General features: G+C 64.5%; 17 protein-coding genes. 8 read left to right on the top strand and 9 right to left on the bottom strand.

Annotation, left to right across the window (positions count from 1 at the left end; genetic code table 11):
• Positions 1 to 57 precede the first annotated feature (57 nt).
• The 5 genes from AB7245_RS16300 to AB7245_RS16320 all read left to right on the top strand — a co-directional run bounded on the left by AB7245_RS16300 (position 58) and on the right by AB7245_RS16320 (position 6,174).
• Positions 58 to 981: a LysR family transcriptional regulator gene (locus tag AB7245_RS16300; RefSeq protein ID WP_028147172.1), complete on the top strand. Its 924-nt coding sequence runs from the start codon at positions 58 to 60 to the stop codon at positions 979 to 981.
• 13 nt (positions 982 to 994) lie between these two features.
• A complete protein-coding gene (gene xylB, locus AB7245_RS16305; protein ID WP_085403166.1) occupies positions 995 to 2,440 on the top strand; it encodes a xylulokinase in 1,446 nt (481 codons plus the stop codon).
• Positions 2,441 to 2,570: 130 nt separating this feature from the next.
• A complete protein-coding gene (locus AB7245_RS16310) occupies positions 2,571 to 4,094 on the top strand; it encodes a sugar ABC transporter ATP-binding protein (protein ID WP_085403167.1) in 1,524 nt (507 codons plus the stop codon).
• Positions 4,087 to 5,124, top strand: a complete 1,038-nt coding sequence (locus AB7245_RS16315; RefSeq protein WP_085403168.1) for an ABC transporter permease subunit — start codon at positions 4,087 to 4,089, stop codon at positions 5,122 to 5,124. The genes AB7245_RS16310 and AB7245_RS16315 overlap by 8 nt, the downstream gene beginning before the upstream one ends.
• Positions 5,125 to 5,226: 102 nt before the next feature.
• On the top strand, positions 5,227 to 6,174 hold the full coding sequence (locus AB7245_RS16320) for an ABC transporter substrate-binding protein (protein WP_085403169.1): 948 nt from the start codon (positions 5,227 to 5,229) through the stop codon (positions 6,172 to 6,174).
• Between the two features lie 79 nt (positions 6,175 to 6,253).
• Here the strand turns inward: AB7245_RS16320 and AB7245_RS16325 are convergent, their stop codons facing one another.
• From AB7245_RS16325 to AB7245_RS16335, 3 genes are all read right to left on the bottom strand, one after another.
• Complete coding sequence (locus AB7245_RS16325) at positions 6,254 to 7,789, bottom strand: glucosamine inositolphosphorylceramide transferase family protein (RefSeq protein WP_085403170.1); 1,536 nt, start codon at positions 7,787 to 7,789, stop codon at positions 6,254 to 6,256.
• A gap of 29 nt (positions 7,790 to 7,818) precedes the next feature.
• Positions 7,819 to 8,994 carry a glycosyltransferase family 4 protein gene (locus tag AB7245_RS16330; protein WP_085403171.1) on the bottom strand — a complete coding sequence of 392 codons (1,176 nt, stop codon included), beginning with the start codon at positions 8,992 to 8,994 and terminating at the stop codon, positions 7,819 to 7,821.
• A gap of 227 nt (positions 8,995 to 9,221) precedes the next feature.
• Positions 9,222 to 10,568, bottom strand: coding sequence for a lipopolysaccharide biosynthesis protein (locus AB7245_RS16335; RefSeq protein ID WP_085403172.1), 1,347 nt, complete (start codon positions 10,566 to 10,568; stop codon positions 9,222 to 9,224).
• 472 nt (positions 10,569 to 11,040) lie between these two features.
• On the opposite strand from AB7245_RS16335, the gene AB7245_RS16340 reads away from it, so the two are divergent.
• A complete protein-coding gene (locus AB7245_RS16340; RefSeq protein WP_085403173.1) occupies positions 11,041 to 12,264 on the top strand; it encodes an FAD-dependent oxidoreductase in 1,224 nt (407 codons plus the stop codon).
• Between the two features lie 28 nt (positions 12,265 to 12,292).
• Here the strand turns inward: AB7245_RS16340 and AB7245_RS16345 are convergent, their stop codons facing one another.
• The gene (locus tag AB7245_RS16345) at positions 12,293 to 13,429 is read right to left on the bottom strand and encodes a GNAT family N-acetyltransferase (protein ID WP_085403174.1); all 1,137 of its coding nucleotides are present in this window, start codon (positions 13,427 to 13,429) and stop codon (positions 12,293 to 12,295) included.
• A 230-nt stretch (positions 13,430 to 13,659) separates the two neighbouring features.
• Here AB7245_RS16345 and AB7245_RS16350 point away from each other — a divergent pair, with 230 nt between their 5' ends.
• Together AB7245_RS16350 and AB7245_RS16355 are read left to right on the top strand one after the other, a co-directional pair.
• The gene (locus AB7245_RS16350) at positions 13,660 to 14,946 is read left to right on the top strand and encodes an O-antigen ligase family protein (RefSeq protein WP_085403175.1); all 1,287 of its coding nucleotides are present in this window, start codon (positions 13,660 to 13,662) and stop codon (positions 14,944 to 14,946) included.
• Between the two features lie 21 nt (positions 14,947 to 14,967).
• Positions 14,968 to 15,993, top strand: coding sequence for a glycoside hydrolase family 5 protein (locus tag AB7245_RS16355; RefSeq protein WP_085403176.1), 1,026 nt, complete (start codon positions 14,968 to 14,970; stop codon positions 15,991 to 15,993).
• Between the two features lie 53 nt (positions 15,994 to 16,046).
• On the opposite strand, the gene AB7245_RS16360 is transcribed toward AB7245_RS16355, so the two are convergent.
• From AB7245_RS16360 to AB7245_RS16380, 5 genes are read right to left on the bottom strand one after another with little or no spacing between them, the layout of a single operon-like run.
• Positions 16,047 to 17,411, bottom strand: coding sequence for a four-carbon acid sugar kinase family protein (locus AB7245_RS16360; RefSeq protein ID WP_245344193.1), 1,365 nt, complete (start codon positions 17,409 to 17,411; stop codon positions 16,047 to 16,049).
• Complete coding sequence (locus AB7245_RS16365) at positions 17,408 to 18,616, bottom strand: ribulose-bisphosphate carboxylase large subunit family protein (RefSeq protein WP_085403178.1); 1,209 nt, start codon at positions 18,614 to 18,616, stop codon at positions 17,408 to 17,410. The genes AB7245_RS16360 and AB7245_RS16365 overlap by 4 nt, the downstream gene beginning before the upstream one ends.
• A 15-nt stretch (positions 18,617 to 18,631) precedes the next feature.
• Positions 18,632 to 19,171 carry a VOC family protein gene (locus AB7245_RS16370; RefSeq protein ID WP_014496479.1) on the bottom strand — a complete coding sequence of 180 codons (540 nt, stop codon included), beginning with the start codon at positions 19,169 to 19,171 and terminating at the stop codon, positions 18,632 to 18,634.
• Between the two features lie 19 nt (positions 19,172 to 19,190).
• A complete protein-coding gene (locus AB7245_RS16375; RefSeq protein ID WP_094184275.1) occupies positions 19,191 to 21,101 on the bottom strand; it encodes a TRAP transporter large permease in 1,911 nt (636 codons plus the stop codon).
• Between the two features lie 5 nt (positions 21,102 to 21,106).
• Positions 21,107 to 22,123 carry a TRAP transporter substrate-binding protein gene (locus AB7245_RS16380; RefSeq protein ID WP_085403215.1) on the bottom strand — a complete coding sequence of 339 codons (1,017 nt, stop codon included), beginning with the start codon at positions 22,121 to 22,123 and terminating at the stop codon, positions 21,107 to 21,109.
• Between the last annotated feature and the right edge of the window lie 6 nt (positions 22,124 to 22,129).

Raw genomic sequence — 22,129 nt, forward strand, 5'->3', positions numbered from 1 at the left:
GCGGGATGTGGAAATAAAGGTCAATATTTGTAAGTCTCTTTTTCTAAAAGTGGAAAAATGGATCGCCTGCTGCAATTGGAGGTGTTCTCCAAGACGGCCGAGCTCGGCAGCCTGTCAAAAGCCGCCGAGGCCTTGCGCATGTCGAATGCGGCGGCGAGCCGCCATCTCAGCGCGCTCGAGGAACGCCTTGCGGTCAGGCTGATCGAGCGCAACACACGCAGGCTGTGGTTGACGGAGGCGGGGCAGGAGCTGCTGGAGCGCTCCAGCCGGGTGCTGAGCGAACTGGCGGAGGCTGAGGACATCGTCAGCGATCGTGCGCTGTCGCCGCAGGGCACGCTGCGGGTCACGAGCTCGCTGTCCTTTGCGGTGATCTATCTGGCGCCGATGCTGCCGGCCTTCCGCGCGCGCTATCCGAAGCTCAACATGCAGATCACGACCGCCAACCGCTATCCCGATTTCATCGAGGCCGGCATCGATGTGGCGATCCGGACGCGCGAGCAGGAGCCGGATTCGAACATCATCGTCCGCCGCATCGGCCAGATGAGGCGCGTGCTTGCCGCCGCGCCCTCCTATCTCGCAAGCGCCGGCGAGCCGGAGCAGCCCGCCGATCTCGCGCGTCACAACATGCTGGTCTACAATCTCGCGAACGATCCCTATTCGCTGCGCCTGCGCAAAAGCCATGGCGCGCAGACCGTCCGCATCACGCCGACGCTCGACAGCAATGACGGCCAGGTCATTCGCGGCGCGGCGCTGGCAGGGCTCGGCATCCTCATCCAGCCGCTCTACATCGTTCAAAGCGACATCGCGGCGGGCCGTCTCGTCCCGGTGCTGGTGGATTGGGAGCTGCCACTGCTCACCATGAACATCGCATACCAGAACCGCGCCGGGCTGCCCGCCAAGATCAGGGCCTTTTCCGACTTCCTCGTCACCCACATCCGCGAGCATTCGGAGCCGGGCATCTGGATGGACGCGACGAAGTGAGCGGGTAGCAGCCATGTATCTCGGCATCGATCTCGGCACCTCGGCGGTCAAGACCGTTCTCGTCGACGGCGCCCAGCGTGTGATTGCGAGCGAGAGCCGGCCGTTGACGACGGCGTCGCCGCTATCAGGCTATTTCGAGCAGGACCCCGCGCAGTGGATCGATGCAACCTTCGCCACGCTGGATGCCTTGAAGGCGACGCATGCCGGCGAGTTGGCGGCCGTCGAGGGCATTGGACTGTCCGGCCAGATGCATGGCGCCACGCTGCTCGATGCGAGCTCAAGACCGTTGCGGCCCTGCATCCTCTGGAACGACGGACGCTCCGCCGCCGAGTGTCGTGTCCTGGAGCGACGCTGGCCCGCCTTGCGCGCGACATCGGGCAACAAGGCGATGCCGGGATTCACCGCGCCGAAGCTGCTCTGGATCGCGACGCACGAGCCCGAAATCTTTGCGGCGACGAAACTCGTTCTGCTGCCAAAGGCCTATCTGCGCCTGGTGCTGAGCGGCGAGGCCATCGAGGACGTCTCGGATGCATCGGGATCGCTGTGGCTCGACGCCGCGCGCCGGGACTGGTCGGACGCAGCACTCGCAGCGACCGGCCTGTCGCGCGATCACATGCCGCGTCTGGTCGAGGGATGCGCGCCCGCGACCACGCTGCGCGGCGAGCTGGCGCGGCGTTGGGGCATGACCGGACAGCCGGTGATCGCGGGCGGTGCCGGCGACAATCCGGCAGGCGCCGTCGGCATCGGCGCGATCCGGCCGGGAACCGCGTTCGTGTCTCTGGGAACCTCGGGTGCCTTGCTGGCACCGACCAGCAGAATCGCTGCCAACCCGGACCGCGCGGTGCATACGTTCTGCCACGCCATTCCCGGCATGTGGATTCAGGCCGGCGCGATCCTCTCGGCCGCCTCCTGCCTGGCCTGGATCGCGCGCCTGTTCGGCGCCACCGAGGCCGAGTTGCTGGCGCCGCTTGGATTGCGCCCGCAGGCGCCGTCGCCTGTGAGCTTCCTGCCTTATCTGGCGGGTGAGCGGACACCGCACGATGATCCCGCCGTGCGCGGCATGCTGGATGGTTTGAGCCATGGCACCGATCGCGGGTCGATCGTGCAGGCGGTGCTCGAGGGCGTTGCCTTCGCGCTTGCCGATTGCCGCGACGCGCTCGCGGATGCCGGCATCGCCATGACGGAAGCCGACGCCATTGGCGGTGGTTCACGGTCCGGGTTCTGGCTCTCGGTGCTGGCAAACGTGCTGAATGTTCCGGTCCATCGCTTTGCCGGAGGCGAGACCGGCGCGGCGTTCGGTGCGGCGAGATTGGGGCGGCTTGCTGTCACCGGTGAGGCGATCGCCGCCGTGTGCACGCGGCCGCAGCGCATCGAGACGTTCGAACCCGACGCAAGACTGGTCGATGCCTATGCCGAGCGGCTTCCCGCCTGGCGCGAACTGTATCGGCCGCGCCACTAGCATCGCCTCGACGTTGCATTCCCGTGTGTTCGGTATTGCTCTGTGCCGCGGCCTTTTGTTTAATGCGTGAACCGCGCTGACAAAATGATTGAGACGCGGGTAGGAAACGCATTGTGCGTCGGGAGGCACGATGAACGATCCGATCCTCGAGATGCGTGGGGTCTCAAAATCCTTCTTTGGCATCAAGGCGCTGCGTTCCGTCGATCTCACCGTCTATGCCGGCGAAATTCATGCCCTGATGGGTGAGAACGGCGCCGGAAAGTCGACGCTGATGAAGATCTTGTCCGGCGCCTACAGGCCCGATCCCGGCGGCGAGATCCGGATCGAAGGAAGCCCGGTACGGATCGAAGGTCCGCTCGGCGGCCGCGCGGCGGGCATCTCCATCATCTACCAGGAGCTGTCGTTGGCTCCCAATCTCACTGTTGCCGAGAATATCTATCTCGGCCGGGAGCTATCGCGAGCAGGTTTGCTGGCACGCGGCGCCATGCGCGAGGGCGTCGGCCCCATCCTGAAACGGCTGGGCGCAGACTTCCTGCCGTCGACGCTGGTGGCGCACCTCTCCATGGGCCAGCGGCAACTGGTCGAGATCGCGCGTGCGCTGCACGTCAGATCAAAAATCCTGATCATGGATGAGCCGACCACGGCGTTGTCGGCCGGCGAGAGCGCGCGGCTGTTCGCGCTGATCCGCCAGCTTCGCGCCGAGGGGCTTGCCATCATCTACATCTCGCATCGCATGGACGAGGTCTACGCGCTCGGCGACCGCGTCACCGTGCTGCGCGACGGCCGGCTGGTCGGGGCGCTCGACAAGCAGGACATCCGCGCCGACACCATCGTTCGGCTAATGGTCGGGCGTGACGTCTCCTCGTTCTACAAGAAGGATCATGATCCGGAGGCGGGGCGGGGGCATCCCGTGCTCGCAGCGATCGACATGGCCGATGGCCGGCGCGTCAAGGGCTGCTCGCTGACCGTGCATGCGGGCGAGGTGGTCGGCCTCGCCGGCCTGATCGGCGCGGGTCGCACCGAGCTTGCGCATCTCATCATTGGCGCAGCGCCCAGGACCTCCGGCCGTGTCGAGCTGGAAGGACGCCTGGTCGATATCCGCACGCCGGGTGAGGCGCTCGACATCGGCGTCGCCTATCTGACCGAGGACCGCAAGGCGCTCGGCCTGTTCCTGGACATGTCATGCCTGGACAACATCAACCTCGCGGTGCTCGGCCGGGATGCCCGGATCGGTTACATCCTCGACCGCGACAAGGCCCGCGACCGCGCCAACAGGGCGTTCGCCGCGCTCGGCATTCGTGCCGCCGATATCAACGTTACCGTCGGCGCGCTGTCCGGCGGCAACCAGCAGAAGGTGCTGCTGTCGCGCCTGCTTGCGACCACGCCAAAGGTCCTGATCCTCGATGAGCCGACGCGCGGCGTGGATGTCGGCGCCAAGTCCGAGATCTATTCGATCATCGACAATCTTGCCAAATCCGGCACCGCGATCCTCGTGATCTCGTCCGATCTGCCCGAGATCATCGGCATCTGCGACCGCGTCGTCGTTATGCGGGCAGGGCATATCGCCGGTGAAATCGAGCGTGGCGCGACGTCGCCCCTGAACCAGGAAGACATCATGGCGCTCGCCACGGGGATGGAGCAACTCGATGCATGACGGCTCTCCAAAAACGGACACCGCCGCCGCCGCGGGCCTCGCGGCCGCACAAGAGACGAAGCGTCAGCGCATAAGGCTTCTGATCCGCGCCGCCGGCATGCTGCCGGTGTTGTTGATCTTGTGCGGCGGCTTCCATTTTCTGTCGGAGGGCCGCTTCTTCACCGGACAAAATCTCGGCATCGTGTTGCAGCAGGCCGCAGTGAACACCGTGCTCGCCGCAGGCATGACCTTCGTCATCCTCACCGGCGGCATCGACCTCTCGGTCGGCTCGATCCTGGCGGCGTCCGCGATGGCCGGGTTGACGCTCTCCAAGCTGCCGGAGCTCGGGATGCTGTGGCTGCCGGCCGCGCTGCTCACGGGCCTCGGCTTCGGCGTCATCAACGGCGCGCTGATTGCACTCCTTCGCCTGCCGCCTTTCATCGTCACGCTCGGCTCTCTCACCGCCGTACGCGGCCTGGCGCGACTGCTCGGGGCCGACACCACCGTCTTCAATCCTTCCATTCCCTATGCCTTCATTGGCAACGGCTCGCTGACGCTCGTTCCCGGCGTCGCGTCGATCCCGTGGCTCTCGGTGATCGCCTTGCTCGTCATCCTCGTCTCGTGGCTGGTGCTGCGCCGGACCGTGCTCGGCGTGCACATCTATGCGGTGGGCGGCAATGAAAGCGCGGCGCGGCTTGCCGGCATCAAGGTCTGGGCCGTGCTGATCTTCGTCTACGGCATCTCGGGACTCTTCGCCGGGCTCGGCGGCGCCATGCAGGCAGCGCGGCTCTATGCGGCCAACGGTCTCCAGCTCGGTCAGTCCTACGAGCTCGATGCGATCACCGCCGTGATCCTGGGCGGCACGTCGTTCGTCGGCGGCATCGGCTCGATCTGGGGCACGCTGGTCGGCGCGCTGATCATCGCCGTCCTGTCGAACGGCCTGATCCTCGTCGGCGTCTCGGACATCTGGCAATATGTGATCAAGGGCCTGGTGATCATCGGCGCCGTGGCGCTGGACCGCTATCGGCTGCAAGGCTCCGCCAGAACCTGAAAGGGTTCGGCGCGCACCTGAGTGCGCATGGTGTGATGCGAGGTTCCGCTGCGGCAACTGGTCTGCCGTGCCGGATAAGAATACAGACCAGGGAGGAAGCCAATGTTGAAGACGATCACGCTCGCCGGCGCCGCGATGGCGCTTGCCCTAAGCACCGCGCCATCCTTCGCCAAGGAACTCAAGTCGATTGGCGTCTCGCTGGGTTCGATGGGTAATCCGTTCTTCGTCGCGCTGTCGAAGGGCGCCGAGTTCGAGGCCAGGAAGACCAACCCCAATGTGAAGATCACGACAGTCGGCTTCGAATACGACCTCGGCAAGCAGGTCACCCAGATCGACAATTTCATTGCCGCCGGCGTCGACCTGATCCTGTTGAACCCCGGCGATCCCAAGGCGATCGGGCCGGCGATCAAGAAGGCGCAGGCGGCGGGCATCGTGGTCGTCGCGGTCGACACCGCGGCCGAAGGCGCCGACGCCACCATAACCACGAACAACGTGCAGGCCGGCGAGATCTCATGCCAGTACATCGTCGACAAGCTGGGGGGCAAGGGCGACGTCATCATCGAGAACGGGCCGCAGGTCTCGGCCGTGATCGACCGCGTCGTCGGCTGCAAGAACGTTCTCTCGAAGAATCCCGGGATCAAGGTGTTGTCCAGCGACCAGGACGGCAAAGGCTCGCGTGAAGGCGGTCTCACCATCGCGCAGGGCTATCTGACGCGCTTTTCCAAGATCGACGCCATCTTCGCCATCAACGATCCGCAGGCGATCGGCACCGATCTCGCGGCGCGCCAGCAAGGCCGCAGCGGCATCGTCATCACCGCGGTCGATGGCGCGCCCGACATCGAGGCGGCACTGAAGGATCCGGCAGCGCCGCAGGTCCAGGCTTCCGCTTCGCAGGACCCGTTCTTCATGGCGCGGCGCGCGGTGCAGGTGGGCGTCGGCATTCTCAATGGCCAGAAGCCGGCCTCGACCGTCGAACTCCTGCCCTCGAAGCTCGTGACCCGGGACAACGTCGCCGACTACAAGGGCTGGACCTCGGATCGTTCTCAGTAGAACGTCGCCTCCCGCGGGAGCGGTCGAAACGCGAGATGACGGGCGGCGTTGTGATCCACGCCGTCCGTCGTGCCACGCGCTAACAGGCGGTGTGGGGACTGGTTCGCGGGGACAAGACGAGCGATGGAAATTTGCTTGCGAAGGCCCGGGTCTTGGGTTGAACGCGCGATCCGTCGATCACCTCGAGCCGGCCGCAGCGGTTCAGCGTGTGCAGCTTTCTGCCGGGCCATGCCGGTCCGGGCCTGAGGGAGTGGCGCACGACCTGCTTGAACGTCGACGGAGACAGTTCGACCACTTCCGCGAGGCCGAGCGCGGCGCCATATCCGTCGGCGCAATCCTGCACCGGCCGCCACAATTTGCCATCGATGGTGACGAAATTCCCCGCGGGTCGCGCACTTGCGCGATCGATCAGGACGGGGTTGCTGGCATGGGGCAACCAGGGGCCGAGCAGGTGCTCGGCGTGATAGATCGCAAGCGAATCCGAATAGCCGCCGGTTCCGTCTCGCCAGGCTCCGAACAGGTAGTTCAGACCGTTGTGCTGCGTGATGGTCACATCGGCCAGTTCGAGGCCCGAGAGCAGCGTAGCGTGTCGCTCCCATTTGTCCGGAAACCGAATGCATTTGTAGAGCGCGACGTCCCCGTGGAGCGAGCTCTCCGGGATCATCCACAACTCGCCATCGTCCTCGATCAGGAACGGATAGGACAGGTGCCAGGGCTCCTCCAGCACGGGCACGACGTCGCCGACCGGGCCGGCGTCGCCGAACTCGACGGCCGAAATGATGCCTTTTCCAACCCGATGATCGAGATCTTCGAAGTAGACGAATGTTCGTCCCTGCCAGGTGATCGGGAAGGGATCGGCGTAGAAATGATTTCCGGGATCGGCGAGAACGTTCCAGCGAGGCCCGGAGAGATCTCCCGTCTGCCAGACACCCGCGCCATCATTGAAGCGCCATCCGACATGCCAATGCGGCGCATAGCAGCAGAGGCGGTAGATCTCCTTGGCGATCGATACGGCGAGGCCGCGCACGACATAGGCCGCCGGCGGCCGGCCGTTGCCGGCTCGGGCCTGGCGTGCCAGCTGCGGCACGATACGCGGCCGTCCCGACAGGATGGCCGCCACCATGGTCAGGGTTCGCGCCATGACCGTTTCGAGCCCACCGCTCAAACCGGCCGCGATCTCTGCGGAGGGATGGCCGCGATCGAGCACCGCGCCGTCGACCTCGTTGACGATCTCGATGACGGGCAGGTCGCCGGCGAGAATCGCCGCGAGTGCCGCGTTTTCACCCGCAGTTCCGTTGAACAACGGGCGGAGATACAGCCGGGCCGAACAGTCCGGATCGCGCGCGGCGCTCGTGAAATCGACGATTACATCGGCCGTGCCGGTGCGGGCCTGCGTCTGTTCCGGATCGATCTTCAGCCCGTCGGCGCCGCTATGCCTGCCTTTACGCAGCACCACGCGCTCGAGCTCGAACAGGGCGTCGAGCCCCGCGGGCCGTGGCTCCGCCGTTGCAGTCAACGCGATTTGAACCGGAACGTCCCGGCCGTCGATCGACAGCGTCTGGCGGTGCATCCACCGCCGCGCATGGTCACGTTCGCAGCGAAACTCGATGATCATGTCGAGCTAACCTATTCCAACGCATCGGCTCAGACGACCCGGTTGAGGATTTGAACGTATTCCTCAACCATCGCATCGACCGAATAGCGCAACCTCAGGCCTTTGGCGTTCTTTTGCAGTTCGTCGCTCAGTGCTTGGTCGGTCAGAAGTCTGGAGACGGCAGCCGACAGCTTCGCTTGATCTGAAGCATCGACAAAGAGGGCAGTGGGCTTTCCTTCGAAGGACAGCACCTCGCGCAGCACGGGAAGATCCGTGACGACCGAGGGAACGCCGGCGTTGGCGGCTTCGACGGCGGCGAGGCCAAAGGTCTCGGCCTGCGTAGGAAACACGAATATGTCGAGACAGGCGAGAAAATCCGCGATCTGGCGTGGCGCGATTTCGCCGAGCAGATGCAATCGGTCCGAGACCTTCAAATCGTCTGCGAGCTGCCGCAGTCGTGCCTCGTCGGCGCCCTGGCCGGCGAGTGCAAGGTGCCACGACGGTTCGTCCGGCAGGAGGCGTATCGCCGCATCGAGCCGCTTGTGCGGATGCAGCCTCGCCGCGCAGCCGAGCAACACGCGGTCCGGCGGCAGGTTGAATTTCTGTCGCGCGGCGCCCTTCGGCAGGATGAGAGCCTTGTCCTCGAAGCCGTGCGGGACATGCACCATGCGCGACCGGTAGGCCTGCGGGTAGCGCGAATACTCGCGCTCCATGTCCTTTGAGTTCAGCGTGATGCGGTCGAAGAAGCCGACGCTGCCCATGACGATGTCGGCCGTGCGGATCGGCCAGCTCATCGACAGCGCGGATGAAACCTGATTGGCGACGACAGGGGCGCGGCTGACGAGGCGCGTCACGCCCGCGCCGATGACGTTGCCGAAATGCTGGAAGGTCAGGACGGCGTCGGGGCGCGTGGCTCTGATATGACCGCCAAGCGTCCACAGCATCCGCAGCAGCGCAACCGGATTGCCCGGCCGGCTCGATGCGCAATAGAACGTCTCGGGCGGCTCGTCGAACGAATCCGATTTGCGGAAGAAAAACAGGTTGGAGACGCGATGGCCGCGCGCGGAGAGGCCGGCGCCGAGAAGCCTGGAGATCTCCTGCGCACCCGCGTTCTCGGCCTGGGTCTGTACGAGAAGGACGTGCAGCTTTCGTTCGCTGCCGTTCAGCCGCGCCAGTTCTGTCGCGGTCGTCTCGCCCAATTCCTTGTTCGGCTGGTAGTGGAGCACGGATCCCGACCGCTAAAGAAACGAAATCTTCACCTTCTTAACCCCGTACCTATCATGCAGGCATCGGGCAGACACCGACTAGCAACAAACGGAGTTAATGCGCGAGCCGCCGATTGCCGCGTTCTCGCGGGAATTCTGCTGGTTCCCGGGTGGTGCGCAGCGAGCGCGTTAACCAACGGGACCTGCGCGCCGTCGCGGATCAACCAGGCCGATCGTACGGTTGACGCCTATTCGGCGGAGTCGGCGCTGCGCACCGCATAGCGGCCGCGTCGCCACGCCGAGAAGCGCAACAGCACGAGAACCGAGGGATCGACCCCGGTTCGCCGGCGACACAAGATATTGAGCGCGATGGTCGTGAGCGCCAGCGACACGGTGGCCGCAATCGCCGCGCCAAGCACGCCGAGCCAGGGGATCAGGACGAGGAATCCGGCCAGTCTCAATGCGACATTTGCGGCGACGACGGGGACGTAGATGCGTTCATGGCCGGTCAACTGCAGGATCGCCGCCGACGGACCGCCCGCGGCCTGGATGGCCGTTCCGATCGCCAGCACGATCAGCACCGAGTGCTGCTCGGTGAAATGAGGCCCGAACAGGTTGAGGAGATAGGGGCCGCCGATCCAGATCATCGCGAGGCCTGCGACCACGCAAAGCGCGGTCACTTCCGCCATGAGCTGCAGCGTCCGCTCGAATTCGTGGTGATTTTTGCTGAAGTAGAGCGAAGGAAGCCGGCGCGCGCCGAACGAGTACAGCGCGGCGGAAAGCATGGCGAAGATGTTGGCGAGGCGTGACGCCGCGAAGTAGATGCCGGCGGTCGCCGGATCCAGCATCCAGTAGACCAGAATGACGTCGAAATACTGGTTCGCGACTTCAAGGATGGACGCAAGCCAGAAATGCAGCGCGCTCGATCGCCAGCGCGTTGCTTCGGAATTCGCTGCGGTCGCGCGCAAATCCGGCAGCGCCCGCACGATCGCAATGATCTGTGCGACGAGGCCCACCGACATCGCAATCGTCATTGCGGCGATCAGCTCGGCGGGATCGAGCTGCCGATGCCCGAACAGCATGGCGAGCAGAAACAGCACGACGAAAACCCGCCAGAAGAACTCGCGGTTGCCTTCGCCCATGATAATGCTGACCAGCGAGCGCGCGATCTGGCTGCCGAGCATCAATCCGGCGCTCACGGCGGTGTAGGCCGAGACGGCGAGGATCAGCAGCCACAAATCCCCTCTGAAGTGCGCAACCAACGCAACCGCGGCGATCGCGATCAGCATCGCGACGGCGGAAATCCTGAAGCTGGAGAGCAGGAGGCCCTTGGTGAGGTCTGGCCTGTCGCCGACCTCATACTCGTTCAGGAATCGCACCAGCAATGCTTCCTGACCGACCAGTCCTACGACTGCGGCGATCTGGGCAACCGAAAGCCAGGTCGCAAAGATACCGAATCCATCGGGCGTCATCGTTCGCGCTGCCAGCGAGAACAACGCAAACGCGAGCGCGCCGCTGCCAACCTTCAGAAGGATGGTCCCGACGACACCGCGCGTGACGTCACGCCGCAGAAATTGAACAATGGAATCGATCATCGAAGATGCGGAGCGTTCCCCGAAGATGGGCGTTGCAAGGACGGCGAGAGCCTAGCATGCCGGAAAAATGCGAGTGTTAATGCGCGGTCTTGAGGTCCCGTCGTCTGTCGTCGACGAAGGTCGTACGCCGCTGCTTCACTGCGGAACAGCCGCGTCCCCGATGTGCCAGATTGACCGGGCACCGGCTCGATCGAAAAGCGGCGCGATGTCGTGCCGGTGCAAGATGCGGGGCGAAGCCGGCCGGCCTGCGGCTGTTCGAGCATTGGAATGGCCTCTCTGGAACGAATTCGGACGCTTGGTCTGACGAGACAGCAGTATTTCGAGGTCGTTCTGAGCAAGGCGCGTGCCGGGACGGATGTGTCCGGCGACCCGTTAACCTCAATCGCCGGAAATGATCGCGTTTGGCTCTGCGATACGACATCAGGCGAGGGAATTGCACATGGAACCACCGTTAACCGTGGAGCCCTAAACCATGACGACGGATAGACCCGTGACCGAGCCGAGCGATGCAGCTGCGACTGCGGCCATCGTCGCAGACATCGCGATCGTCGGTGGCGGCCTTGCGGGGTCGCTCGCCGCGTCCGTGCTTGCGCGGGCGGGGCATCGCGTCGCACTCGTCGACAAGCGCGCGGTGCATCCGGACGAATTCCGGGTCGAGAAGCTCGGTGGCCAGCAGCTCGAGATGTTCCGCAAGCTGGGTTTCCTCCATGCGCTCGCGAACGTCGCCTGCCGGTATGACCGGGTGCTCAATATCCGGGAAGGCAAGGTCGTCGATGTCAGCGTCGGCCAGGCTTACGGGTTTTCCTATGCCGGCCTCGTTGCCATGGCGCGCAGCCAGCTGCCCGATCCGCCCAATCTGATCGTCGACGAAGTCACCGCAATCAGCCCCAGCGACGATGTCCAGCATATCGAGCTTGCGTCGGGACGACGCCTGGACGCGCGGCTCGTCGTGCTCGCCACAGGCATGGCGGGAGCTCTCGGCTACAAGCTCGGCATCAAGCGGCGCGTGCTGGCCGAGCGCCATTCGGTGTCGTTCGGCTTCACGATCGCGCGCCGCGATGGCACGCCGTTCGATTTCGAGGCGCTGACCTGTTACGGCGAGCGTACCGCTGACGGCATCGACTATCTCAGCCTGTTCCCGGTGCCATCAGGCATGCGGGCCAATCTGTTCATGTTCCGCGACCCGACCGATCCGATCATGCGCGAGCTGCGCCGCGAACCGGAAGCAACCGTCCTGCGGCTGCTGCCGGGACTGCGGCCTTACCTCGGCGATTTCCACGTGACCGACAAGGTGCAGAACTGGGTGATGGATCTGACCGTGGTGGAGGGACACCTTCAGCCCGGAATCGTCCTCATCGGCGATGCGTTCCAGACCAATTGTCCCGCCGCCGGCACGGGCGTCGCCCGCCTGTTGGTGGACGTCGATCGCCTTTGCACGGAGTACGCACCGCGCTGGCTCGCAAGCGCCGGCATGGGCACGGAGAAGATCTCGCAGTTCTATTCCGATCCCGACAAGCTCGCGGCAGACCAGCGGTCGCTGAAAATGGCGCGCTTCCGTCAGGCCCTGACGTCCCGCAACGATATCGAATGGGATGTGCGACGCCGGTTGCACTTCCTGCGGCGCAGTCTCACGCATCGTGTCGATCAGATGCATCCGGGCTGGCTCGGACGCGTCCGCGGCGCGCTCCGCGCGTGAGCTCTGCGCCCGCTCGCTTGCGTTTCGGTTAGCGCGTGGGCGTCGGGGTGCGGGCCGGCAGGAGCCTGAAATCCGACAGCCGCTTGGCCGCCAGTTTGAGCCAGGGAGCCTGCTTCAGCGCGAACAGGCTGATGGCGCCCGCGGTGCTGCCGGCCTGCGTGACCATCCACATCGGCGAAGGCTGGCCGCCGAACAATTTCTTGTACGGCTCGTCGCCAATCGTGAAGTCGAGCATCTGATCGCCGCGCTCGATGCAATCCCTCGCCACTTGCTCGAACATCAGAGAGCCCAGGGATTGGCTCTTGTACCCGTCGATATCGAAGGCGCTCATGATGACGAGGAAGCTGCCGCGATGGCGCAGTCCGAGCACGGCGGCGATCACGCCGCCGTCCATCTTCATGGCGTAGAGTCGGACGAACGAGCCGAGACCGCGGGCCGCCACGTCGGAATAGAAGCTGTAATATTCGGGGCGCTGGAGCAGGTCGCCGTCGCCCTGGGCGTGAAAGCGCGGGCCGCGATATTGCTTCATCGCGTCCATCGCCTCGGAGATCGAGGCGCTGTCGTCGCAGCATGAGAAGCTCAATGCTCCCTTCTTCTGGAGCTGGCGATATTTCTTGGCGAGCTCCTTCTGATAGGAGCGATCCAGCGCGCTGGCACGCCATTGCTCGAACGGGACGACGAGAACGGTCGCGTAGGCGTTCGTCTCCATCGAGACGCGGCGTGGCGCGCCGAGTAAGCTCTCGATCGGAAGCCGTCCGTCGGGCAGCTTGGTCATGCGGAGCAGGTCGAACGGGCGGACGAGGCGCCGGATCTCCGCGCAGGCCGCTTCGTCCTCCAGCAGGCTGGCAAACACCTCGGGACTGCAGACCGGCGCCAGATAGTCGGATACGCGCAGATCGGCGAATTCGATGGTGCGGATCGGGCCGCGGCGGATTCGAAGTAGCGGCAGCACCATCGCCAGTGCCCCCGTCGTACGACGGCGGACCACGACGACCAGCGGCGTCGCGCCTGCATGGGATGCGAGCCTGGCGTAGAGGCTGTCCAGCCAGAGCGGATGCTGAAACGCGGTCGCGGCAGAGCTGTCGAACAGCGCCGCGTATTCCGGAGACAGGAAGTCGAACGCCTGCTCGATGGCGATATCGAATGTATTGCTCGGCTTATTCATGCGTGACCACGGAAACCAGATAGTCCGGAGAAGTCGATCGAGCCGGATCCCGCGCTTGTATAGCAGGGTCGTGACGGCCGAGGCACCAGCGGGGTGCGATTTGCATTAACGCATCGAGCAGGGGCCGTATCGTTATCAATGCCCGAAGCTTCGAGATTTCGTGGTGCCGGGGCCCGGCAGATCAACCCGCAGTAGCAGATAATTAACCAAGCTTAAGGGAAAGTCACCGCATGACCATCCTGCAGACCGAGAGAGACTCCGGGGCACTCACGAGCGCGATCTGGAAGACGCGCAGTGCCGGCGTCGAGAAGATCGCCAGGCTCGTCATCTGCGTATCGATCACCGTCAATGTCGTCGCGTCGATGGGGACATTCAATACGGCGATACTGCCGGCTGGACTGACTTATCTGCAACAGGCGGTCGCTCTGCTGATGTGGAGCGTGCTGATCTACGCAAGCGCGTTCGTGCGCCCGCGTCTGCAGCTGGCGTTCAACCCGGATCTGATCGCGCTCCTCGCATTCTACACGCTGGCGGTCGTCTCGGTGTTGTGGACCACTCTGAATGCCGCAGCCATCATGAAGAGCGCCGCTCTTGCAATGACGACGTTTGGCGCGTTCTGTATGATCACGCGGATCGATATCGACGATGTCGTGAAGGCGACATCCTCCGGGCTTTTCATACTGGTCGCCGCATCGGCGCTTTGCGCGCTCGCCGTGCCCGATATCGGGGTAGACCATAGCTGGATGCACAATGGTCAATGGCAGGGCGTCTATGAATCGAAGCAGACGCTGGGCTTTGTCGGCGCATATCTGATGTTTTTCTCCTGCTACCGGAAGATGACGGGGCAGGGGTGGCTGGCGTTCCTCGTCGCGTTCCTGCTGGCGTCGACCTGCGTCCTCGCGTCGGAATCGCGCGGCGCCGGTGCTGTCGCCCTGGCGGCTTGTGCGCTGCTCGTGACCTCGATGTGGTCGGTCGGCTGCATGAGGCTCTATGCGATCCTGCCGTTCGTCATGTGCGTTATGGCCGGCTTCCTGATCGTCTATTTTTATGCGACCGGATACGACGCCATCCACATTGGCGATGCGACCGTCAACTTTACCGAGCGGACCTTCATCTGGCACTACGCGATAAGCCATTTCGACGATGCGCCGCTGCTCGGCTTCGGAATCAACGGCTTCTGGACGATCCCGTCGATCTACGATTATTTCGAGCAGAACCACGGTTGGGTGCTCGACAACTATCATAGCGGCTATATCGCGATTCTGATGGAAACAGGGTTTCTGGGCTACGTGCTTTTCGCCGCGAGTGTTCTTCTGTTCTCGAACAAGGTGCTCTATTTGATTTCCGCACGATCGATCCATCGGGCGCACTGTGCCCTCATCATCGGATTTGTCGCCCTCAGCTTTCAGACCAATTTCACCGAGACGACGTTCCTTCGCTCGACCATGTTCACGTCGGTGCTCCTCGTGGCGTTCCTCCTTGCAACGTGCAGGCCGGTGCCGGAGACCGATTTCTAACCCTTACGGAATGGAAGCAGGATGACCGCCCCCCGCGCTCGCTGGTCGAGAAGCTTCAATCTTGCCGCAGCGGCTTTCGTCTTCGCATCGCTCTGCTCCGACGCCCATGGCGCCGGGCCGGCCGTGCCTCGTGATGCGGCAAAGTTGGGACGCGGGATCAACATTCTCGGTTACGACGGAATCTGGGAGGGCGGTCAGAACGCGCCGTTCCGTCTGGACAATTTGACGGCGATCAGAAAGGCCGGATTCTCGCACGTCAGGATCAATTTCTTCGGCTTCAAGTTCATGGATCGCGGGAATGTGCTGGATGAGGCCGTGCTGAGAAGGCTTGATGCCGTCATCGAGGAAATCCTCGCCAGGAACCTCGTTCCCATCGTCGACGAGCACGACACGCATGTCTGTCAGCGTGATGTATCCGAATGCGGCGAGAAGCTCAGGGCATTCTGGCGGCAGATCGCGGAGCGCTATGCCGGAAGATATCCCGGGCTCGTCTTCGAGGTCTTGAACGAGCCGGGGGGACAGATGACGTCCGCCAGCTGGAATTCGCTCCTCAACGAATGTATCGGCATCATCCGCCGCACCAACCCCGAGCGGCGGGTCATTGCTGCCGTTCTCAACACGGACGAGATTCCCATCGACGATCTGGCTCTCCCCGCCGGCGACAGGAATCTCATCGTCGCCTTTCATTATTACGCGCCGATACGCTTCACGCATCAGGGTGCGCCATGGTCCGAGACGTTCGCGCGCATCGGGCCGCTGGATTGGGGCAGTCCGGACGATGAAGCCAAGGCGGCCGCTGATTTCGAGAAGGTCAGCCGGTGGTCGGAGCGAGAGAAACGCCCGGTTTATCTCGGCGAGTTCGGGGTCTACGAACGGGCTCCATCCGAGAGTCGCCAGAGATACCTGTCGTTCGTGGCGCGAAGCGCCGACAGACGTGGCTGGGCATGGGCCTATTGGCAGTTCGACCATGATTTCGCGGCCTTTGACAGCGCGCGTCAGGCCTGGAAGCCCGACATCCTGCGCGCCCTGATCCCGCCGGCCCGATGAAGCCGCGGTTCACGGCCAATATCGGCCAGATCGCGATCGCCTTGCAGTGACGGCTAACCGCCGTCTCTGGCACGGCAGAACAGATCGATCCCGCCGACCTGTCCGCCCTTGAGCGCGATCTCGATGTTCGCATGCGCGCGATCCGATGATGCGCGGTTGAGTGGCGCGCCTTCCGCGAGAGGGGCGATCGCGGTCAGCGCATAGATGCCCATTGCCTGCAGCGCATGGCCGGACGTGTCGCCGCCGGCGACCACGGCGCGCGGGAGCCGCGCGGTTTTCAGAATGGAGTCCAGCGCCTGGCCGAGCCCCGCGCCGATGCGCTCGTTTACTGCACTCGCCGTTGCGCCGCTCGCCTCGATGGCCGCGTTGAGTGCGCCGATGGCGGGATCGTCCGGTCCGCTTGCGGTGATCAGGAGCGCATCGCGCCCCGACGCGAGTGCTGCGAGCGCACGCGCGACAGCGCGGCCGATCTCCCTGGTCCATTCCGCCGCGTCGACGGCGCGCGTCGCATCGAGCCGCTCGACGTCGTAGCCGTTGTCCGCGGCATGCGCGATCTGCGCGGCGGTGACGGGCGAGCAGGAGCCGGAGACGCAGGCGATGCGCTCGACGCCGGCAAGGCGCAGATCGGGCTTGCTGTCGGGAATCAGGCCCGCCGACCGCCAATAGGCGACCAGGGCCTGCTCGACACCTTGCGAGCCGGCGACAAAGAGACGTTCGCCGCGATATTCCCAGATCAGGCGGCCGGCTTCGATCAGCGATGCCTGGTCGAGCACGTCGAGCGAGATGATCTCGGTGCCAGCGCCCCTCGCGCGCATCAGCGCCAGATCCGCGCCGCCATTGGCCATGGTGACGAAGTCGATCAGTCCGATCGATCGCGCCGTCTGTTTTGCAAGATGCCGGCCGAGATCGGACTCGTCCATCGGCGTCACTGGATGACGCGACATGGTCGGGTGCCGGTCGAGACGATGGCCGACGCCATTCACGGCCGCGAACAGATGGCCGAACATCTGATAGCGGCCCATCGCCGGCGATCCCACGAGCAGTGGATGCCAGCTTCCGCCGAGCTGCGGCACGGCGAGATCGATCGCACGCCCGATCGAGCCGATCTGCGGCGAGGAGTCGAAGGTCGAGCACACCTTGTAGTGTGCGATCGGCGCGCCGATACCTGCGAGCACCGCGAAAGCCGGCGGCAGGTTTTGCTCCATCCAGGCCGGATCCTTCGCGCGCGCCGTGCCGGCGATGCCGATGCCGCGGTACTGCCCGATAGAAGCGAGACGTTCGGGCGTCGGAGGTTCGAGGAACAGGATGGTCGGCAGGCCCGCGAAGGTGAGGGCCTCCATCGCCGCGGACGAGCCGGTGTAATCGTCGCCATAGAAGGCAACGAGTGGACCGTCGGGCAGGGCGGACGCGCCGCTCACGGCTGCGGACTCGCCATCGCGGCATCCCATGCTGCGCGCAAATCGGCAACGCCGGCGGCCGGTCCGTCGGGATGGGCGAGAATGCCGCCGCCTGCTGCGAAGATCAGATCTGTCGAGCCGAGTGCGCGCCAGGTCGGTGCAGCCTGCGCCGGCGTCTGGCCCGAGGAGAACACGGGCATCGCGATGCACGGCTTGTGCGCGAACATCGGGGTCAGCGCCGCCTTTGCGGATGTGACCACGCTGTCATCGGTCTCGCTGAACTTGTTCCCGATGCCGTTGACGTGCATGTGGTCGGCGCCGGCCAGCCGCCAGATCTTGTGCCAGGCCGTATAGTCCCAGCCCAGTGCCGGATGACGGTTCAGCGCGCCCCAGCCGTTGCGATGCGCATGAACGGGAAGCTGCGTGTGGCGGCCGATCTCGACCATGCCTGTGAGTCCGACCGAGTTGATGCTCGCCATCACGCAGGTGCCGCCTTCGCGGAGCACCAGATCATGCCGGCGGCGCATCTGGTCGATCTCGCCGGTGAGGTTGAAGGCGATCATGACCTTCTTGCCGGTTTGATCGGCGTGGTCGTTGACGACGCGCATCACGGCGCGCACGCGCGCGTCGAACGGACAATAGGCGCCGTCCGATTGCAGCTCGTCATCCTTGATGAAGTCGATGCCGGCCTCGCACAGCGTGGCGACGAGAGAGGCCGTCTCGGCCGGACTGAGTCCGATGCTCGGCTTGATGATGGTGCCGATCAGCGGGCGACCGCTGACACCGGTCAGCTCGCGCGTGCCGGCGACGCCGAACTTCGGTCCGGGATAGGCGGCGGCAAACGCGAGCGGCAGGCGCAGGTCGAGCAGCCGCAGGCCGGTCAGCTGGCGCAACTCCCAGAGATTGCCGGCGATCGCCGTGACGAGATTGGGCAGTGATGCGCCGATATTGTCGAGCGGCCATGACAACGTCACGCGCGCGCGATTCCAGGGGCCATCGGGGTTGATCGGGCGGGCGACCGGGAGCGACGGCGCGGAGATTGCATCAAGCAACTCGATGCTCTCGACTCGGGCGGCCGCACGCGCCTTCAGCTCCGGCGTTTCGCCGGGCACCGCAACGAACGTGCCGCTCGACTGCTCGCCCGCCATGGTTTCCGCGGCAAGACGCGGATCTTCCGGCGTTTCGATGAGATAGTCGGCTTCGATGCGAACGGGATTTTGCGTCACGGGAGTGCAGACAATCTAGAGCTTGGTAAGATCGGGGAACGGCCGCACGGGGTCGCGTCCGTCCCAGCCTTTGGCGGCTGCGCGGATGAGGTCGAACATCTTGCCCTTGGGTCCGGAGACTTCAGACAGTTCGATCACCGTTCCCGGATGATACTCCGTGTCGAAATAGACGAAACGACCGCGCGCGCCGACTTCGCCGCTCATGACCGGCTTGAAACCCTCGGCTTCGAGACGGGAGAGATCGGCGTCGTAGTCTTCGGTCCAGTAGGCGACGTGCTGCAGACCCTTATGCCCGGCTTTCAGGAAGTCGGCATACATCGACGGCGCATCGTTGCGGATCTGGATCAGCTCCATCTGCAGTGGCCCGGAATTGGCCAGCGCCACCGAATTGTGCGGCTCATAGGCCTTGCCGCGATAGTGGTAGTTCACGATTGGAACCCGCGGATTATAGAACCACGGCCCGATGCCGAGCTCGCGGCTCCAATAATCCATGGCCTTCTCGATGTCGTCAACGACGTAGCCGGCTTGCCGGATCTCACCAAAAAAACGGCTCATTGCATGATTCCCATGATCTTCAGAATTTGAGGAAGCCGATCGACAGCCACGGCACGGCCGCGACGATGGCGAGGCCGATGAAGAGCGCCGCGACATAGCCCCAGATGTGCTTGAGGCCTTCGTCCGGCGATATCTTGCTGATCGCGCAGGCGCCGTAATAGCCGACGCCGAACGGCGGCGCGAACAGGCCGATGCCCATCGCGAGGATCACGACCATCGCATAGTGCACTTCATGCACGCCGGCCTGCTTGGCAATCGGAAACAGCAATGGGCCGAACAGCACGATGGCCGGAATGCCTTCGAGCACGCTGCCGAGCACGACGAAGGCCACAATCGAGATCGCGAGGAAGCCGTAGGCGCCGCCGGGGATCGCCGCCATCGCCTTCGCCAGCTGTTGCGAGAAGCCCGATTGCGTCAGTCCCCAGGCCATCGCCGTGGCGCAGCCGATGATAAAGATGATCGCGCCCGTCAGCGAGGCCGTCTCGACCAGCATGGATTTCAGCCGCCGCCAGGGAAACTGGCGGTAGACCACAAGGCCCATCAGCACGGCGTAGGCGATGCCGATGGTCGAGACCTCCGTGGCAGTGGCAACACCTTCGACCACGGCAGTGCGGATCACGAAGGGCAGCAGGATGGCGGGCAGAGCGATCATTGTGAGCTTTGCGATCTCGCGCTTCGAGGCACGCCGCACATGGCTCAGATCCTCGTTCCGGTAGCGCCGCCATACCACCACGCAAAGCGCGGTGCCCACGACCAGGGCCGGCAGCAGCCCGCCCGTGAACAGCGCCGCGATCGAGACGCCGGTCACCGAGCCGATGGTGATCAGCACGATGCTCGGCGGAATGGTCTCGGTCTGCGCGCCGGTGGCCGACAGCAGCGCGACGAGGTCGCCAGGCTTGGCGCCACGCCGCTGCATTTCCGGCAGCAGCACCGGCGCGATCGCGGCCATGTCGGCGATCTTCGAGCCGGAGATGCCGGAGACCAGATACATGGCCCCGATCAGCACATAGGACAGTCCGCCCCTGACATGTCCGAGCAGGCTTGCCAGAAACTGGATCATGGCCCGCGCCATGCCGGTCATCTCGATCAACGCGCCGAGGAAAATGAACAGCGGCACCGCGAGCAGGATCAGGTGCGACATGCCTTCATCGAGACGGCCGACCATCACCATCATCGGTACGCTGGTTGTCAGCGCCAGATAACCGAAGGTCGCGAGCGCAAAGGAGAAGGCGATCGGTACGCCGGCGAACACGTTGGCTGCGACCACGCCGACGAAGAAAATGATGAGGTTGTAGCGTCCGAGCGGGGCGAGCAGCGGTCCGGCAAGCCAGAATACGGCGATCAGGACGGCGATGGTGATGAAGGCCGCGACGATCAGCGCGGGGCGGTGATGCGTCGCGAGCCGGATCGCGGCGACGACGGCCATCAGGGTCATCCCGACGGGAATTGCGGCTGCGCGCCAGGCATTGCTGATCTCCAGCGCCGGGGTGACGATGACCTGTTCCTCGCTCGCATAATCGAAGGCGGGATGCAGGATCAGCGCCAGCAGGGCTAGCGGCGCCACCGCCGCGATCGTGTCGAGAAAGGCGCTTGCGCCCGGGCCGACATGGCTGACGAGCCCTGTCATGCGCATGTGCTCGCCCCGGCGCAGCGCGATCACCGCGCCCAGCATCGAGAGCCAGAGAAACAGGATCGAGGCCAGTTCGTCCGACCAGATCAGCGGGCTGTGGAAGACGTATCGCATGATGACGCCGGCGAGCATGATGCCGATCTCGACCAGCACGACAGCGGCCGCGGCGGTCTCGACCACCGCACCGAGCCAGCGGTCGACGGTGCCAAAGGCGCTCGCAAGCTTGCGCGTGCCCGCAGCGGAAGCAGGGTGGCCGGCCGCCGCCAGATAGTCCGTCATCTGATGCTCTGCGATCGTCATCGCGCTCAGGCCAGCTTGCCGACGGCGCCTTCGAGCAGCGCCCAGGCTTCGTCGCCGAAGCGGCCCTTCCATTCGCCGTAGAAGCCGGAGTCGCGCAGTTTTGCGCGGAACGAGTCCGGTGAAGGCGTGGTGAATTTCATTCCATTGCTCTGGAGATCGGCCTGCACGGTCGCATTGAAGGTCTTGATGTCCTCGCGCTGCTTCAAGCCGGCATCGTTGATGGCGTTGCTGACGATGGTCCTGAGATCGGCGGGAAGGGCGTTGAAGGCGCGGGCGTTGGCGATGAACCAGAAGCCGTCCCAGATGTGGTTGCTGATCGCGCAGTACTTCTGCACCTCGTAGAGCTTCGCCACCTGGATGATCGGCAGCGGATTTTCCTGCGCGTCGACAATGCGTGTCTGGAGCGACGAATAGACCTCGCTGAATTGCAGGCTGGTCGGCGACGACGATAGCGCCTTGAACATGGAGATGCTGAGCGGAGACACGGGCACGCGGATCTTGAGGCCGTCCATGTCCTTGGCGCTCTCGATCGGCTTGGCGCCGCTGGTGATCTGGCGGAAGCCGTTGTCCCACATCTTCTCGAACGTATGGAGGCCGACCTTGGCCATGGCGGCACGGATATGCGCGCCGAGCCCGCCGTCCATTGCTTTCCAGACCTGATCGTAATCGGCAAAGGCAAAGCCGACCGCATTGATCGCGGCGATCGGCACCAGGGTCGCGACCACGAGCGCGGAGGGCGTGAAGAAGTTCAGCGCGCCGTTGCGCACCTGGGCGAGCATGTCGGTGTCGCCGCCGAGCTGGTTGTTCGGGAAGATGGCGATCTCGACCCGGCCATTGCTCTCCTTGGCGACGCGGTCGGCGGCTTCCTGGGCGCGGATGTTGAGGGGATGCGTCAGCGGCAGGTTGTTGCCGTATTTCAGCGAGAACTCGGCCGCCCGGGCCGGGCGCGAGAGACCGCCCATCAAGCCCGCGGCGGGGAGGACGGACAGGGCTTGCAAGGCGCGCCGACGGGTCAGGGACATGGGCTT

The sequence above is a fragment of the Bradyrhizobium sp. 604_D8_N2_3 genome, assembly GCF_051810765.1.
Classification (GTDB): Bacteria; Pseudomonadota; Alphaproteobacteria; order Rhizobiales; family Xanthobacteraceae; genus Bradyrhizobium; species Bradyrhizobium barranii.